Raw genomic sequence first — 16,709 nt, 5'->3', positions numbered from 1 at the left:
CCGAATTTTACTTCCGGACGAACAGCAGTTTTCGTACCACACTTCTGCTGCCCGGCAACCGGATAAAGTATATTCCGGGTTCAAGGCTTTGTAGATCAACATCAACCTCCCCTGCTGATGATTGACGCAGTGACTGTTCAAGCCGGAGGCGCCCGGTTGCATCATAAAGAAGAAAATTGCCTGCCTCCGCATTCCGCACCCGTACCCGCTCACTGACGACCTGCGGGAATACCGCCAGCCCGGTATTATCTCCCCAATTCCGGTCTTCTGCCACCCCCTGACCGCTGACGATAAAATAACCAGTGCGGACATCGTTCTGGGAATTGATATCGTAGCGGGAGTAAAGGGAACACTTGGTACCCCAGATGCCGGTGCGGTTGTTTACATAAAAGCTGTCAAAATCCACGATTATCGCGCCCCCTCCAGCAGAGAAAAACACCTCCTCCGAATCAGCATAAACCCGGGCACTATCTGGAGTGTAAATATAAAACCAGACCCTCACCCTGCCGCCGCTGCCAAAACCTGCCAGCTCCGCCCTCGGCAGCACAAAGATATTGGTATCAACTATGCCGGCAGGAGAAATGATCCGGCGCCAGCCGAAATCGCTCTGGAGTGGAGTGAGTAGAAGTTTGCCGTAGAATGCCGGGTCCTGCCAGCCGGTGGTGTCATCAACCACCATCGGCCACCAGCCGTGAAACTCTCCTGCATCTTTCTGGAAGAAAAACAGCCTGCAGGTATCGGCATCAGGATGGAGGTTCAACTGCCAGCGTTCACTGCCGAACGGAATCCGGCATTCAAACTGCAGGTTTCCGGAACTGACCGAGGAGGCGGCAAGGGCACCGGGAACCGGCAGCGGCACTAATGAGGGGCCCGATGATGTCCATGGATAGTAATACACCCGGTCCACACCACCGCTGTCAATAACTATCTGATAATTACCCTCTGAAGAGTCCGGTTCCCACCGGCTGTTGTTATTCTCGTCAATGAACAGACAGATTTCGTCGGCAGGTGAACGGGTGGAGATCTCAGGCAGAGAAAATGCCGCATAGAGGAAACTATCGCCGCTCATATACCAAGCATAGGACTGATGCTGAATTGAGGAGTTACCGCGGCGGGCGAAGTTTGCTGAACTCATAAACCCCGCCCAAGACCATTCTTCCGGTTCAATATTGCCATCTATTACCGGAACTCCCAGCTCCGAAAAAAACGCCCGGACCGTATCACTGGTAAACAGCACCCTCATCTCCAAGGTGTCATTGCCGGGAAACGAATCACCAGGATGCCTTGTGTAAACTCTCAGCGTATAGCCGGACCACAACACCGGTTGCGGCACCCAGACTCTCGGTGACGATACCGTCCTTTCTCCACCCGGTGGCAGTGAATCCGGAGTTGCTGTCTCCTCATAAATCATCTGCCCGCTAGAATCAACCTGAAAGACAACTGCATACCCGCCAGCCGGCTGGGAATCGAAATTCCTGATAATTGCCGCCAGGACTATTTCCTGTCCGGGTTGAACTCTGGGCTCCGCCGGTCCGGTGATTGCCACCACCCCGACATCGGCAGCCAAAACATAACCACAGAAAAATATCAAACCCCAGAAAAGGATGCGGGTCATGGCTTCCTCCTGTTGACACTAACAGTATAAGGGTGATTTAAGAATCTGTCAACCGGCGGGAACTGCTTGAAATTACCAGAAAATTAGGGCACTATTTAGAACCATGCCCCTGTTCTGGCTTTTACTGCTTGCCCCATCTGCCGGCAAATCCGATTTTACCGTCGTGCGGGTGATCTGGACCTCAGACCTGCATGCCCAGCTGCTGCCGACCCCTGACTTTGCCTCACCCGGCACCCCCCGCCGTCAGCTGGGCGGCATCACCGGACTGATCCACCTGATTCAGGAGCAGAAAACACCCGCAACCCTGCTGCTGGATAACGGCGACTTTGCCTTCGGTTCACCAGAAGGTGACAGCTCCCAGGGCAGGGTAATGACCTTCTTTATGAACCGTCTCGGCTATGATGCGGCGGTACTCGGTGCCCGCGACTTCAGGGACGGACTGGTGAACATTGAACTGCTTGCCCGTTCTGCCGGTTTCCCGATTCTTGCCGACCCCATACTCAACATTTTACTCAACCGGCAGACACCCCTCTTCCGACCCTATCTGGTCAAGGATGTCCGCGGGGTCAAAGTGGGTATTATCGGTCTGTCTGATCCGGAAATCACACTGCTTAACGCCCCGGAAAGAATTCCGGGGATGGTCATTGATGAACCGCTCTATCAGGCACGGCGTCTGCTTCCAGCAGTAAAGGCTGAATCGGCAGAAATCGTGATCGTCCTCGGTCATATTACAGCTGAACAGGGACGGATCATCACCGAAAGTCTGCCGGGAATTGATCTAGTAATCTGCCGGGGGGAACAGCAGCTGGAAAGCCAGCTACCCCGTTCCGGCAAGGCGGCTATTGTCAGCGGCGGCGTCTACGGCCAGCGGCTTGGGATTGCCGATATTCTCTTTCACAAGACGGAGCGCCGGGTGTATGCGATTGAAGCCCAGCTTCTCAATGTTCAGCCCGGAACCGAAACCGTTCCCCAGCTCAAACAGTTTATCCTTAACCGATATGATACCACCGCCGCCTATTCCACCAACGAGTTCTTTCCGGATGAATCCGGACGCCTTCAGCTCGCGCTTGCCATTGCCGAAGCTCTGCGTCAGAAATATAATGCGGATCTGGTCATTCTGCCGCTCTCGGCAACTGAAGCCGGACTTCCTTCCGCTCCGCTCACCCGTCGGGATTTATTCAATGCAGTCCCTTATCAGGAAAAACTGAAAATGCTCACCCTGCCGGAGAGTCTGCTCAATCAGATCCTCAAACCCGCCGGTATCAATGAAAATCTGCCTGCTCCTGCAGTTGCCGGTGCCGATCTCTTTGTACTGGGGGACACCAGCCAGCTCCGCACCCTTGCCGATGTCGCCGGTATCAGGCTCAGAGACAGAAAAAGAGGAGATTACAAACTGATCACGACCGAAACCTGGCTGGAAATGTCCGGGCTGACGGAAAAAGGCAAAACCCTGACCGAAAACCTGACCGATTTCTGGCTCAGATATGCCTCGGAAAAAGGCTCAATCATCACCTGCCCGCCGCCCCGCCTTTATCCGGCAACCGCCCTTCAGGCCCTGCGGACACAAAAACCCAAAACCGGCTTAATCAACATCAACACCGCTGATCTGGAACTGCTCTGTCAACTGCCGGGCATCGGACCCAAAACCGCCCAGCGCATCATTGAATACCGTCAGACCCACGGCAAATTCAAATCGGTGGAGGAGATCATGAATGTCCGGGGCATAGGACCCAAGAAGTTTGAGCAGATCAAGAACCTGATTACTGTACGGTAGAGAAAGGAATCAAAATTGGCTAATATGTCCGGGCGTAATAAATCAGGATCCTCGTCTCCTTGCCGCAGATGATGCATTTCCCTACGCTGTCCTGCTCATTCAAGGGCATATTGCGCGGCGTGGTCTTGGTCTCATCGATCAGCCGGTTTTCACACTCCGGGGCACCGCACCAGTGGACCTTGACAAACCCCGGCTTCGCCGCAAGGTTATGCTTGAACTCATCAATCGTCGCCGCACTGGTGGTAACACTCATCACCCACCGCCGTGCCCGTTCCAGCATATTCCGCTGAATCTGGTCCAGCAGTTTTCCGGTCTCGTCCGGCAGCCGTTCCAGACTGACCGCCAGTTTACCACTGCCATCCCGGGGCACGAGTACCACCTGACCGTTCTTCACATCGCGGGGACCGACCTCAATCCGCAGCGGCACTCCGCGCATCTCATACTCATTGAACTTCCAGCCGGCGGTATACTGAAGCCGGTCGTCAAGTTTTACCCGGAATAGCGAAAGCATTTCCCGGACCTTCCGGCACTGGCTTAAGACCGCCTCATCCTCCTTGCCATAGAGGATCGGCACGATTACCACCTGGACCGGTGCCACTCGGGGCGGCAGAAAGAGCCCCTTGTCATCACCATGGGTCATGATCACCGCGCCGATCAGGCGGCTGGAAACACCCCAAGATGTCCCCCAGGGATACTTCTCGGTATTATCCTCATCCAGATAACGGATATCAAAAGCCCGGGTGAAGTTCTGGCCGAGATTATGCGAGGTTCCGGCCTGGAGTGCCTGACCGTCCGGCATCAGCGCCTCAATGGAATAGGTCGCCAGGGCACCTGGGAACTTCTCACTTTCCGGCTTCTGCCCGGCAATTACCGGTACCGCCAGGTCATTCTCCACAAAATCAACATAGATGTTTAATATCCGCAGTGTCTCCTCCTGTGCCTCCTCCTGAGTCCGGTGCAGCGTATGCCCCTCCTGCCAGAGAAACTCCAGGGTGCGCAGAAACAGCCGGGTAGTCTTTTCCCAGCGGAAGATGTTGCACCACTGGTTGATCAGCACCGGCAGGTCCCGATAACTTCTGACCCAGCGGGCGTACATGTAGTTGATAATCGCCTCACTCGTGGGGCGGAGCGCCAGCGGTTCGGTCAGATCCGAATCCCCGCCTCTCGTTACCCAGGCGACCTGGGGCGAAAACCCCTTCACATGCTCCGCCTCTTTTTTAAGAAAACTTTCGGGAATCAGAGTTGGAAAATAGGCATTGACATGTCCGGTGGCTTTAAACCGGGCATCCAGCCGTGCCTGCATGTTTTCCCACAGCGCATAGCCATAGGGCCGGATCACCATACAGCCCCGGACCGGTGCGTAATCGGCAAGTTCCGCCTTCAGCACCACTGCGGTATACCACTCGGAAAAATTACCGCTCTTTGCCGGAATTTCTCTTACCTGACCTTCATCCTTCATAGGGCAATATTAATCAGCTCTCGAAATCAGTCAAGTATGACTCGCGGAAGGACAGAAATAACCCGAAACTGGCATCTTGCTTGACATATCCAAGCAACAGCTTAAAATCAACCCGATGGATTTATTTGCCAAATGCAGTGAATATTATCCGATCGTTGACCGGGCAAAGCGGGCAGGATACTATCCTTACTTTATTCCCCTGAATTCCGAGCCGGACCGCCGGGTTACCATCAACGGCAAGGAGCTGATCATGCTCGGTTCCAACAATTATCTCGGGCTGACAACCGATCCGCGGGTCAAGCAGGCAGCAATTGATGCAATCAGAAAATACGGCACCGGCTGCACCGGCTCCCGGTTCCTTAACGGCACGCTCGATCTTCATGTCCAGCTGGAATCGGAACTAGCCGGTTTCTACAAAAAAGAAGACTGCATTGTCTTTTCCACCGGTTATCAGACCAATCTGGGCGTAGTTTCCGCACTGGTCCGGCGCGGGGACATTGCGATCACCGACAAACTGGACCATGCATCGATTGTTGACGGCTGTCAGATGTCCTATGGCCAGATCAAGCGCTTTACCCACAATGACCCGGAATCGCTGGAAACCCTGCTCAAAGATCTGCCCCGGGATGCGGGTAAGCTGGTAATCGTTGACGGCGTGTTCTCAATGGAGGGTGACATTGCACCGCTTGACCGGATTGTGCCGCTGATGCAGAAATACCACTGCCGGCTGATGGTGGATGACGCCCATGCGGTCGGTGTCCTGGGCCGGCACGGCCGGGGCACCGCTGAACATTTCGGGGTGGAAGATAAGGTTGACCTGATCATGGGCACATTTTCCAAGTCATTCGCCACGATCGGCGGTTATGTAGTTGGTGAGCACAAAGTAATTACCTTTATCCGCCATCAGGCACGGCCGCTGATCTTCTCTGCCGCCATACCCCCCACCGCAGTTGCCACTGTGCTCGCCGCCCTGAAGATTATCAAATCGGAGCCGGAACGGCGCACTCAGCTCTGGCGTAATGCCCGCAGAATGATGGCAGGACTGCGTTCCATGGGCTACAACATCGGCACCACCGCAACCCCGATCATCCCGATCCATATCGGCGATGACATGAAAACCCTGCTTTTCTGGCGCAAACTTTTTGATGCCGGCATCTTTGCCAATCCGGTCCTGCCCCCTGCTGTCCCGCCCAACCGCTCCCTCATCCGGACCAGTTATATGGCAACCCACACCGACGAAGACATCACTCAGGCACTGGAGATTTTTGAAAAGGTCGGGAAAAAAGAGGGGCTGATTCCTTGAGCGGACTGACCGTCCGTCCGGTAACAACCGCAGCTGAGCTTAACCGTTTTGTGCGCCTGCCATTTGCGCTTTACCGTAACGACCCCTACTGGGTCCCGCCTCTGCTCAGTGATGTCAAACGCACCCTGACACCGGGTCAGAATCCGTTCTGGTCCCATGCCGAGCGCCGGCTGTTTCTTGCCGAACGCAAAGGCCAGCCTGCCGGCAGGATCTGCGCCACGGTTGACCGTAATTACAACGAGTATCACCAGACCGCAATCGGCTTCTTCGGATTCTTTGAATGTGAAAACAGCATTGAAACTGCCCAGGCACTTTTCCAGGCGGTGCGGGAGTATCTGCGTCAGGCAGGAATGAAACTGATCTACGGCCCGGCAAATCCGAGTCTGAATGACGAAGCCGGGCTGCTGATCGAACCGTTTGATGGCATGCCCTACATCAAGATGAGCTACAACCCCTCCTATTATCCGGTGCTCATTGAAGCCTGCGGGTTTACCAAAGTTAAAGATCTGTATGCCTATGCGGTTCCGCTTGACCAGCCGATTCCGGAAAAGCTGCAGCGTGTTCTTAATGCGCTGAAAAACAAACCCGGTCTTTCGGTCCGGCCGGTGAATCTGCAGGACCTGAAGACCGATCTGAAATACATCAAGGAGATTTACAACGACTCCTGGTCCCAGAACTGGGACTTTGCACCGATGACCGATGAGGAGATTGACGACCTTGCCCGGCAGCTGAAACCCATCATCCAGCCCGCCATCTGCCCGCTTGTCTTCTATCAGGGGGAACCGGCGGGCATGTGCATCGCCCTGCCCGATTACAACCAGGTGCTCAACCGGCTCAAGGGCAGACTCTTTCCCTTCGGCTGGCTGAAATTTCTGCTCTACAAAAACCGCATCACCCGTGCCCGGCTCTGGGCGCTGGGGGTAAAGCGGAAATTCCACAATCTCGGATTTGACTCCCTGCTCTACTATGAGTCATTCATGGGAGCAAAACGGCTCGGCTATACCGAAGGAGAGGTCTCCTGGATTCTGGAAGACAACTACTCAATCATCCGCCCGATCCTGATGTGGGGCGGCAGGCTGTATCGCACCTACCGGGTCTACCAGAGTCAACTCTGACTCATCGGGGCAGAAAAGTCCTGATGATTGCCTCTACCTGAAACAGACTGCTTACCTTTTTCTCTCCCGGATTGAACACCATCCCGTCGAGGAGGAAAAACCGCTCCTGATAATTAAACGCATAGAGCACAAACGGTCCGCCAATTACCTGTTTCTGATTCTGCCACACCCCCCGAATCCGGAGGCAGGGAACACCCAGAAATTCAATACTCTCAGCCCGCACCGCATTCCGGTCCACATAATCACCATCGTAGAACTTTGCGGTCAGCCGGTCCCGCAGCTGAAGAACAGAATCGGACACCAGTGGAAAAACGGTATCCTGCCAGTGGACGAATACACTCCGGTCCGGGAAATGACCGTGAATGTAAATAAACCGCTCCGCACTGTCCTTATCCTGAATCAGCCACTCTTTCGGCACATCCAGACTGAAACCGAACCGTGCCAGCTGCCGGCCTGCCCCATCATCCCTGCCCCGGAAATAGGTGGCGGCGGTCATCTGCTCCAGCACCATCTCGGTAACCGTGCGATAGAGTCGTGCTCCGTAAACCCGCAGTCCCTCAATCAGCCGTTCTGTGTCCCGGGCAACAAACAGAAGCACCTGCTGATTATCTACCCAGGCATTGGGGAACTTGAACAACCCGAAGCCTTCCTCACCGAGCGAATCGGCACGGCCACCCAGCACACCTCGGATGATTGAATCCCGGACGGTGCCGATCAGAAAAACGATCCGCATCCGGGAATAACTTGGGAAACGGTCAAATCCGCCGACCCGCAGCAGAAACTCCGGCTCGGGCTGAGGGGTAAAGACAGGCTGTTCCAGAACTGCCTTCACCTGACCACTCACCAGGTTCCAGTAGTCGGTAATAATCGTCACCTCCTGCAATCTGCCGATAGATTTGGGCAGGGAACCGGTGCACAGACAGAGGACCAGAACTGCCAGCCCCACCCCGCCTTGCTGAAACCTGCGCAAAAATCTCATCTCTGCCTCCTAACCCACCCGTAGCAGCCCGGCGCGATCACCGAACCGCTCCAGGAGTGTAGCTTTCAGCCGCTTATGCTCTGGAGCCTCGAGTTCCGGATCAGCCTCCACCAGCCGGAATGCGTCTCTTCTTGCCCGGAGCAGAATCTCCCGGTCCCGGAAAATATCTGCGACCCGCAGATCCGGCAGTCCATGCTGACGGGTACCGAAAATCTCTCCCGGACCCCGCAGCTCCAGATCCTTTTCCGCCAGTTTGAACCCGTCGGTAGTTGCAACGAAATAGCGCAGCCGCTCACTTGCCTCTGCCAGCTCCTCATCACCAGCAATCAGAATGCAGAATGCCTGCCGGTCACCCCGGCCGATTCTGCCCCGCAGCTGATGCAGCTGTGCCAGCCCGAACCGCTCCGGATGCTCAATAAGCATCACCGTTGCATTCGGAATATCAACTCCAACCTCAATCACCGGTGTCGCCACCAGAATGTCCAGCTCACCGTGCCGGAACCGCTCCATCAGCCGCCGGCGCTCCTCTGCCCGGAGCCGGCCGTGAACAAGACCGATGCGGAACTGACTGAAAACCTGCCGCATGCGCTCGTAGGTCTCAACCGCCGAAGTCAGCTCCAGCCGTTCACTCTCCTCAATCACCGGACAGACAACAAACACCTGCTCGCCGAGCGCCAGCCGGCGCCTCAACCCTTCATAAACCCGTTCCCGCTGCCGTTCGGTCACCAGCCGGGTAATGACCGGCATTCTGCCCGGCGGCTTCTCATCCAGAACCGACAGATCCAGATCACCGTAGACGGTCAGGGTCAATGTCCGGGGGATCGGGGTTGCGGTCATTACCAGAAAATCAGGATTAAGCCCCTTGTTCAGCAGTGCTGCCCGCTGCATCACCCCGAACCGGTGCTGTTCATCCACTACCACCAGCCCGAGCCGCTCAAACCGCACCCCCTCCTCAATCAGCGCGTGGGTACCAAAAACAATCTGCACCGTGCCCTGCTCCAGTCCGGAAAGGATTTCTGCCCGTTCGCTGCTTTTGGTGGAACCGGTGAGCAGGGCGCACCTGACCCCCAGCTCCTGCAGTACCGGTGCGTAGTTATGATAGTGCTGTTCGGCAAGAATTTCGGTCGGTGCCATCAGCGCCCCCTGAAGTCCGTTCTCACAGGCGATGAGCAGGGCGTAAAGGGCGACCACGGTCTTTCCCGATCCAACATCCCCCTGCAGCAGCCGGTTCATGCACCGCTTCTGTGCCAGATCCTGACGGATCTCATCAATCACCCGCTCCTGTGCCCGGGTCAGCCGGAATTTCAGACTGGCAAGAAAACGGCGCGTCAGATTTCCCTTCTCAATCACCGGTGCTGGTTTCTCCACCCCTTTTGCTGCCCGGCGCCGGAGTGCCAAAAGCAGCTGGAAAAAGAAAAGCTCATCATAAATCAGCCGCTCCCGTGCCCGCTGTGCCACCACGAGACTCTTCGGAAAATGAACTGCCTCGAGCGCCGGTTTAATTTCCATAAACCGGTACTGCCGGATGATCTCCGGTAACAGTGTCTCCTGCAGGTCACCTCCGTAAAGGTCCAGGGCGGTACGCAGCGCCCTGCGGATAACCCAGAGTGAAAGTCCCGCGGTCAGCGGGTAGACCGGGATGATCGCATGGGCAAAGGAAAAACCGCCCGTCTCACTGAGCTCAAAACTGGGATTGACAAACTGTTTATGCTGGAACCGGGTCACCCGGCCCGAGATCAGAATCTCCTGTCCGGGCTTGAACCGGTTTTTCAGATCCGGCCGGTTGAACCACAGCACCTCAATCACATCACTTTGGTCCTGGACCAGACAGCTGACCAGCTCCCGTCCGTTTCTGGTCTTCCGGGCAGAAACCGCCATAACCCGGGCAAGCACCGTCGCCTCATCTCCGACCCGCAGTTCGCTGATCGGGAGCACCTGCGAACGGTCCAGATACCGCCGCGGCACCAGAAACAGCAGGTCGCGCACGGTAACGACTCCGAGCCGTTCCAGCAGTGCCGCCCGCTTAGGCCCGATCCCCTTGAGATACTGAACCGGTGTTGCGAGTCCCTTTTCCGGTCGGGTCAACTACCGCTCCCCGAGGAGTCGCAGAAACTCCGACTCGTCGATCGTCTTCACTCCCAGCTGCCGGGCTTTATCCAGCTTGGAACCGGGATCCCGTCCGACCACCACATAGTCGGTATTTCTGGAGACCGATGAGGATACTGTGCCGCCCAGGGCGAGAATCTTTTCAGTAGCCGCCTCCCGGGTGAAATGTTCCAGTGTGCCGGTGAGCACAAACTTCTTACCCGCCAGCGGCTTCGGTCCGGCAGCGCTCTTTTCTGCCAGCTGCAGACCGGCCCGCTTCAGCCGGCTGATCAGCTCCACATTCTCCCGGTCGGCAAAGAAGTTTTTCAGCGACTGGGCAACTGCCGGTCCGATGCCCGGCACCTGGGCGATCTCCTCCTCCTTTGCCCGCATCAGCCGGTCAATTGAGCCGAAATGCTGAGCCAGCAGCCGTGCCGCATGAATGCCGATGTGCCGGATTCCCAGCCCGTAAAGCACCCGGGAGAAGGGTCTAGACTTGGACCGCTCCAGTGCTGCCAGCAGATTGGCTGCCGACTTCCTGCCCATCCGTTCCAGCCTGACCAGCTGCTCCTCATTCAGCTCATAGAGATCCGCAAAATTCCGGACCAGCCCGGTTCCAACCAGCTGCTGTGCCAGCTTCTCGCCCAGCCCCTCAATATCCAGCGCCTGCCGGGAGCCGAAATGGATCAGCCGCGCCACCAGCTGTGCCGGGCAGGAGGCGTTGACACAGCGCCAAGCAACCTCATCCGCCTCCTTGAACAGCTTGGTGTTGCAGACCGGACAGCGCTCCGGCATCCGGAACTTCTTCGTTCCCGGGGGCCGCTTCTCCTTCACCACCCGCAGAATCTGAGGGATGATCTCTCCCGCCTTGTGCACGACCACAATATCACCCTCGCGCACATCCAGCCGCTCCACCTCATCCATATTGTGCAGAGTGGCATGGGTAACGGTCGTGCCGGAAAGAAAAACCGGCTCCAGCTCGGCAACCGGCGTCACTGTACCCAGCCGGCCGACATTGACAAAAATCCGCTTCACCCGCGTCTCCTTCTCCTCGGGCGGATACTTGAACGCCACCGCCCAGCGCGGGCTCTTCTCGGTTGTGCCCAGCTCCTCCCGGTCCGCATACCGGTCGAGCTTGATCACCATTCCGTCCACATCATAGGGCAGGCTGTGCCGTTCCCCTTCCCATTTCCGGCAGAACTCAATCACCCCCTCAATACTGTCAAACAGCACCGATGGCGGTGTGATCCGGAAACCCAGCTCCTTCAGCATCCGGAGCGTCTCCGAATCCCGCTCATAACCCTTCGGCGGACGGGGCACGGTATGGATAAAGCACTCCAGCTTCCGCTTCTTCACCTCACGCGGGTCCAGAAGCTTGAGCGTCCCGGCAGCGGCATTGCGCGGATTGGCAAACACCGGCTGTCCCTCATCCTCCCGCTCCTCATTCAGCCGGACAAACTCCTGGCGCGGCAGATACACCTCACCCCGGACCTCAAACCGCTCAAAACCCGCCCGCTCCTGGCGCAGCCGGAGCGGAATGGTATTGATCGTGCGCAGGTTCTGGGTGATGTCATCACCGTGCAGGCCGTCGCCCCGGGTGGCGCCGAGCACAAACCGGAAGTTCTCATAGCGCAGCGCCACCGCCACGCCGTCAATCTTCTGCTGGACGAGATAGACCGGTCTGGGCACAACCTTGCGCACCCGGTGGTCAAACTCCCGGAGCTCGTCGTAATTATAGGTGTTATCCAGCGATAGCATCGGGATCTCGTGGGCGACGGTGGCAAACTCCTTGAGCGGTTCACCGCCGACCCGCTGAGTCGGTGAATCCGGCGTGACAAACTCGGGAAACTGCCGCTCCAGCTCCTCGAGCCGTTTTACCAGCTGATCATACTCATAGTCGGAGATCACGGGCTGGGCAAGCACATAATACCGGTAATTGTGCTCCTCAATCTCCCGGCGCAGCCGTTCAATCTCCTGTCTTGCCTGCTCTCTGGTCATCATTTAATTCTTGCGAAAATTCATCCCGCTGTCAACCTTACAGCCGGCAATCGTTGATTCGCCGCGCACTGCATTCTATCATATCCATTATGTCAGAGACAGTCAGCTTCTACACCCTGACGGCCGAAAATCAGGAGTTTGGTCCCCGGTTTCATCAGGTGCTGGAACGGGTGCTGGACTCAGGCCGGTTTGTCCTCGGCAACGAACTCCAGGCGTTTGAATCTGAACTGGCAGACTACCTCGGTGTGCCGCAGGTTACCTGCCTCAAGAGCGGCACCGACGCCCTCTACTACGGACTGAAGGCGCTGGGCATCGGTCCGGGTGATGAGGTGCTCACCAGCCCCTTCACCTTTTCCGCAACCGTGGAGGCGATCACCCGCACCGGGGCAACCCCGGTCTTTGCCGACATTGAGCCGATCACACTCTGCCTTGACCCTGAGCGGTGTGCGGAACAGCTGACCGCCAGGACCCGGGCGATTGTGCTGGTGCATCTTTTCGGCAACTGTGGTGATCTGGACCGGTTTGTCCGGCTCTGCCGGTCAAACAACCTGCTTTTAATTGAGGATGCGGCACAGGCGCTCGGTGCCGAATTTCAGGGGCGGAAGCTGGGCAGTTTCGGTAATGCCGCCATCTTCAGCTTCTATCCGACCAAGAACCTCGGCGCACTGGGCAACGGCGGTGCCCTGGTCCTCAACCGCCCGCTGGAGGTCCCCAACTCCGCCCGGCTTGACGAACTGCAGGCAGGGTTTCTCCGGCTCAAACTGCCCCATCTTGACGACTGGAACGCCCGGCGCCGGGAGCTTGCCGAGCGCTACCGGCTGGCACTTCACCCCTGGGTCCGGTTCGCCACCTCCCATCCCGACTCCCTGCCCAACTGCCACCAGTTTGCAATCCTCACCCCTGACCGGGACCGGCTGCGCCAGTTTCTGAGCGAAAACGGCATCCAGACCATGATTTACTACCCCGACCCCCTTTATCCCCTGCCGGTCGCCGCCAGGGTGGCAAGCGAAATCCTCTGCCTGCCAGTCCGGCACAGTTTGACATTTCACGAGCAGGGACTCATTATTAATAAGATACAGGAATTTTTCCGGACGGTGTCATGAACCTGAAGGATATTGTCCTGCCCGAGCTTGCCTTTGATGCTCCGCCGGTTGGCACCCAGGAGCAGCTGTTTGGCCTGATCGCCGACCGCCTGCTCAGTGCCGGCATCACCACCGACCATGACTCGCTGATTGAAGGCTTCCGCAAGCGGGAGGAGCTGTGCTCAACCGGTGTCGGCCATGGTGTTGCCCTGCCCCACTCCGCCACCGATGCGGTTGACCGGATTGTCGTGGTCGTCACCCGGGTCAATCCGGCGCTGGACTGGCATGCCCGGGACAACGAGCCGGTCAGCCTCGTGGTCGCCCTGATCTCCCCACCCTCCCTTTATTCGGTCTACCTGCAGGTGCTCGCCGCCCTTGCCCGGGCCCTGCATCTGGAACCGGTCCGGCGTCTGGCGCTCAACGCTCCGACCGCTGCCGATGCGGCAAAGATCATCGCCACCATCGCCCAGAAGCAGGAGGAAGGCAGCGAAGGACTGATTGAGCCGGTCTGCTGAAAAAACCAGGACCGCTTGACAGGAGAGAGAGCGAGTTTATTATAATCTGCCTGCAGTCAGCAAGGTAGTGGTCTGACTGTGAAAGGAGCAGAGATGTCATACCCGAAACTGCTGGTTGCCTTTCTGGCAGCCCTGCTGATTGCCGGCACGGCAATCGCCAACGACAACCCCACACCCGAAGGGTTGTTCCTGTATACACTCCGTTCTGGCTTACCTGAATCATCCTATGTCGCCGCCTATGTCTATGATATCTACTCTGCAAACCAGCGGGCATCACACTACATCACCGGCTATACCGGACCGAATGGTCAGAGTGAGTATCCCCCAAACTACAACACCTGTCGGTTTGCCCGACAGGAAATTATTCCACCCGGATATGCCATTCCCTGTGATGGCCGGTATCGCTGGCGGTTCTATGCCTACAAGGAAATTAACGGCACCACCTATTACAGCGACTGGAGCAAGGAGATGATCTATTCTCCTGACAACCGTTATGATTACGACTTCCTCTATCTGACCCGCACCTCACCGCCCGACCCGATTCCACCGTATTACACTCAGGAATAGCAGGAAAGATGCGCTTGCGGGAGCAGGACGGTCGGAAAAAACTCATAGTCACCGGCCTGCTCCTGCTCCCGCTGATGCTGACCGGACCGCTGTCTGCCCAGCTCTGGGTCCGGACCTATGACGGACCCTCCCACGCATGGGACAAGTCAATGGCGGTTGCCCTTGATCCAGAGGGCAATGTGCTCCTTACCGGCCATGCCGGTATAATTGAAAGTAACGGTGATACTACCTCCTACTACTGCACCATGAAATACGGACCGGATGGAACCCGCCACTGGGTCCGGCTTCTTGGACCCGGCTTTGCCAGTGCGATTGCTGCCGACTCATCGGGCAACGCCTATGTAACCGGGGACAGAGGCACTGTAAAATACGATAAATATGGTAATATCGCCTGGGTACGAACTCCAGGGGGCAGCGATATCACCGTTGACCGGCAGAACTGTGTGTATACTACGGGAAGCATTGGTGCTGATCCGAGTTTTGCCATTACTATCAAATACGATTCGGCCGGGCATGATCTGTGGACCGCTATCGATTCAATAGGATGGCACACCGTAAGCATTGCACTGGACAGTGCCGGCAATGTTTATACCGCCGGGTATAGCAGAGATGCAATGTTTATGATACTTAAATACAGCCCGGATGGAGAACTGCTCTGGCGTTACCAGCAGGTCTCAGGTTATGCCTTCAAAGTTAAGGCAACACCCGCCGGCGATGTCTATGCAACCGGATCCCTGCCCTACTATCAGGCGGTTTACACCGTAAAACTCAACAGCCAGGGGCAGGAGCTCTGGTGGGATGTCTATGACGGACCGGGCTACGACATCGGTCAGAGCCTGGATATTGATGCCCAGGGCAACTGCTATGTCACCGGTCCGAGCGCCCGCCGCGCCGGCATCATGCCCTCCTTCGACTTCCTGACCATCAAATACACTCCTGACGGCACCCGGCTCTGGGAACGGCGCTACAACGACACAATCGGTGATGACTACCCCTTTGCCATCGGTGTTGACAGCCGGGGCAATGTCTATGTCGGTGGCTGGAGCCAGGGACCGAGGGATACTGTCGGCATCTACTGGGGAGATGATTACACGCTGATTAAATATGACCCGGAGGGCAACCTTGTCTGGGAGGCAAGGTATGTCAGCCCGGACAGTATCGCCGGCTGGATCTATGCGCTGGCGATTGACAACGAGGACAATGTCATCACCACCGGATTTGTCATCACCGGCACCCGGCAGGCATACGATTACGACTGGTGCACAATCAAGTATCCGCCAACCGGACCGGGGATTACCGAAAAGCCAGCGACCGCCTCAAACCCTTCTCTCCTCCTGCCCAACCCGGTGCGTCCCGGTGCGGTGCTTGATCTGCCGGCAGAAACCGGTGAGGTCCGGCTCTTTGACAGCTCGGGCAGACTCCTGCAGACCGGAACCATTACCGGGCACCAGCTCCAGCTTACCAGCATCAGACCCGGCGTCTACTTTGTCCAGCTGCGTCTTAAAAACGGCATTCGCCCCATTTCCGCCAAATTCATTGTCGGCAACTGACCACAGGACCGCTTGACAGGAGAGAGAGCGAGTTTATTATAATCTGCCTGCAGTCAGCAAGGCAGTGGTCTGACTGTGAAAGGAGCAGAGATGTCATACCCGAAACTGCTGGTTGCCTTTCTGGCAGCCCTGCTGATTGCCGGCACGGCAATCGCCATCAACCCTGAGCTGACCTTCTATCAGGAAATGCAGCAGGAGATTACAAACGGTGATATACAGATTGGCACTTCAGTATGCCCAGAATATTATCCTCCAGAACCAAGGCCGGAAGGAATTCAGGAACTGGTTCACTGGCCCAACAGGCAACCTGCCGACTACTCCTGGGTATATGCACAGGCAAAAGATGATTCCGGCATCAATGCGTGGGTCCACACCTACTGGTCCATTCATACCGCCTATTATGTCCACAACCGGAATATCCCTTATCACTCAATACCATGGGATCATTACTATTATATCAAGGCACTGCGCTGGATTCCCAAGGATCGGATTGAAACACCGCCAATTACCCAACCCGGTCCCTTTCCGCCTCCTGAATGGGCAACCGGAACGGTTTTCTCCCCCACTTATCTAACTGAAGTCCCCTACAGACCGGAAAAATCTCAAATCTTTATTGATCCCTGCCTGAGAGGCGATGCGATCAGCTGGTAATAATAAAAACCGGGGC

13 protein-coding genes are annotated in these 16,709 nt (G+C 56.7%); 8 read left to right on the top strand and 5 right to left on the bottom strand.

From position 1 onward, the window contains the following. Positions 1–7: 7 nt before the first annotated feature. Complete coding sequence (locus ABIK48_01980; protein ID MEO0020926.1) at positions 8–1,615, bottom strand: T9SS type A sorting domain-containing protein; 1,608 nt, start codon at positions 1,613–1,615, stop codon at positions 8–10. 103 nt (positions 1,616–1,718) lie between these two features. On the opposite strand from ABIK48_01980, the gene ABIK48_01975 reads away from it, so the two are divergent. Then, positions 1,719–3,389 (top strand): helix-hairpin-helix domain-containing protein, encoded by a 1,671-nt coding sequence (locus ABIK48_01975; protein ID MEO0020925.1) that lies wholly within the window; start codon positions 1,719–1,721, stop codon positions 3,387–3,389. A gap of 19 nt (positions 3,390–3,408) precedes the next feature. On the opposite strand, the gene proS is transcribed toward ABIK48_01975, so the two are convergent. Then, complete coding sequence (gene proS / locus ABIK48_01970; GenBank protein MEO0020924.1) at positions 3,409–4,848, bottom strand: proline--tRNA ligase; 1,440 nt, start codon at positions 4,846–4,848, stop codon at positions 3,409–3,411. A 115-nt stretch (positions 4,849–4,963) separates the two neighbouring features. Between proS and ABIK48_01965 the strand changes: the two genes are divergently transcribed. Both ABIK48_01965 and ABIK48_01960 read left to right on the top strand, forming a co-directional pair. Further along, entirely contained in the window at positions 4,964–6,151 is a 1,188-nt protein-coding gene (locus ABIK48_01965) for a pyridoxal phosphate-dependent aminotransferase family protein (protein MEO0020923.1), read from the top strand. Further along, on the top strand, positions 6,148–7,266 hold the full coding sequence (locus ABIK48_01960) for an N-acetyltransferase (GenBank protein ID MEO0020922.1): 1,119 nt from the start codon (positions 6,148–6,150) through the stop codon (positions 7,264–7,266). The genes ABIK48_01965 and ABIK48_01960 overlap by 4 nt, the downstream gene beginning before the upstream one ends. A 1-nt stretch (position 7,267) precedes the next feature. On the opposite strand, the gene ABIK48_01955 is transcribed toward ABIK48_01960, so the two are convergent. Genes ABIK48_01955 through ligA form a run of 3 tightly spaced genes read right to left on the bottom strand, consistent with a single transcriptional unit; the run spans position 7,268 to position 12,328 of the window. Continuing rightward, complete coding sequence (locus ABIK48_01955; GenBank protein MEO0020921.1) at positions 7,268–8,245, bottom strand: DUF4837 family protein; 978 nt, start codon at positions 8,243–8,245, stop codon at positions 7,268–7,270. Positions 8,246–8,254: 9 nt separating this feature from the next. Further along, a complete protein-coding gene (gene recG / locus ABIK48_01950; protein MEO0020920.1) occupies positions 8,255–10,330 on the bottom strand; it encodes an ATP-dependent DNA helicase RecG in 2,076 nt (691 codons plus the stop codon). After that, positions 10,331–12,328 (bottom strand): NAD-dependent DNA ligase LigA, encoded by a 1,998-nt coding sequence (ligA, locus tag ABIK48_01945; protein MEO0020919.1) that lies wholly within the window; start codon positions 12,326–12,328, stop codon positions 10,331–10,333. Between the two features lie 89 nt (positions 12,329–12,417). Here ligA and ABIK48_01940 point away from each other — a divergent pair, with 89 nt between their 5' ends. The 5 genes from ABIK48_01940 to ABIK48_01920 all read left to right on the top strand — a co-directional run bounded on the left by ABIK48_01940 (position 12,418) and on the right by ABIK48_01920 (position 16,693). Continuing rightward, a complete protein-coding gene (locus ABIK48_01940) occupies positions 12,418–13,431 on the top strand; it encodes a DegT/DnrJ/EryC1/StrS family aminotransferase (GenBank protein MEO0020918.1) in 1,014 nt (337 codons plus the stop codon). Continuing rightward, on the top strand, positions 13,428–13,925 hold the full coding sequence (locus tag ABIK48_01935) for a PTS sugar transporter subunit IIA (GenBank protein ID MEO0020917.1): 498 nt from the start codon (positions 13,428–13,430) through the stop codon (positions 13,923–13,925). Before ABIK48_01940 ends, ABIK48_01935 begins: the two co-directional genes overlap by 4 nt. Positions 13,926–14,018: 93 nt before the next feature. Then, positions 14,019–14,492: a hypothetical protein gene (locus tag ABIK48_01930; GenBank protein MEO0020916.1), complete on the top strand. Its 474-nt coding sequence runs from the start codon at positions 14,019–14,021 to the stop codon at positions 14,490–14,492. 8 nt (positions 14,493–14,500) lie between these two features. Further along, the gene (locus ABIK48_01925) at positions 14,501–16,042 is read left to right on the top strand and encodes an SBBP repeat-containing protein (protein ID MEO0020915.1); all 1,542 of its coding nucleotides are present in this window, start codon (positions 14,501–14,503) and stop codon (positions 16,040–16,042) included. Between the two features lie 90 nt (positions 16,043–16,132). After that, entirely contained in the window at positions 16,133–16,693 is a 561-nt protein-coding gene (locus ABIK48_01920; protein ID MEO0020914.1) for a hypothetical protein, read from the top strand. Positions 16,694–16,709: the final 16 nt, after the last annotated feature.

This window comes from candidate division WOR-3 bacterium (assembly GCA_039801085.1).
Classification (GTDB): domain Bacteria; phylum Hydrothermota; class Tepidihabitantia; order Tepidihabitantales; family Tepidihabitantaceae; genus JAOABP01.
Note: the sequence above shows the minus strand (reverse complement) of the source record. Positions and strands in the feature narration are given on the sequence as shown.

Bases quoted from the DNA above. Each gene is read 5' to 3' on its own strand.
- ABIK48_01925 (MEO0020915.1), top strand. From the start codon at position 14,501: ATGCGCTTGCGGGAGCAGGACGGTCGGAAAAAACTCATAGTCACCGGC.
- ABIK48_01965 (MEO0020923.1), top strand. From the start codon at position 4,964: ATGGATTTATTTGCCAAATGCAGTGAATATTATCCGATCGTTGACCGG.
- ABIK48_01920 (MEO0020914.1), top strand. From the start codon at position 16,133: ATGTCATACCCGAAACTGCTGGTTGCCTTTCTGGCAGCCCTGCTGATT.
- ABIK48_01980 (MEO0020926.1), bottom strand. From the start codon at position 1,615: ATGACCCGCATCCTTTTCTGGGGTTTGATATTTTTCTGTGGTTATGTT.
- proS (MEO0020924.1), bottom strand. From the start codon at position 4,848: ATGAAGGATGAAGGTCAGGTAAGAGAAATTCCGGCAAAGAGCGGTAAT.
- ABIK48_01935 (MEO0020917.1), top strand. From the start codon at position 13,428: ATGAACCTGAAGGATATTGTCCTGCCCGAGCTTGCCTTTGATGCTCCG.
- ABIK48_01975 (MEO0020925.1), top strand. From the start codon at position 1,719: ATGCCCCTGTTCTGGCTTTTACTGCTTGCCCCATCTGCCGGCAAATCC.
- ABIK48_01940 (MEO0020918.1), top strand. From the start codon at position 12,418: ATGTCAGAGACAGTCAGCTTCTACACCCTGACGGCCGAAAATCAGGAG.
- ABIK48_01930 (MEO0020916.1), top strand. From the start codon at position 14,019: ATGTCATACCCGAAACTGCTGGTTGCCTTTCTGGCAGCCCTGCTGATT.
- ligA (MEO0020919.1), bottom strand. From the start codon at position 12,328: ATGACCAGAGAGCAGGCAAGACAGGAGATTGAACGGCTGCGCCGGGAG.
- ABIK48_01955 (MEO0020921.1), bottom strand. From the start codon at position 8,245: ATGAGATTTTTGCGCAGGTTTCAGCAAGGCGGGGTGGGGCTGGCAGTT.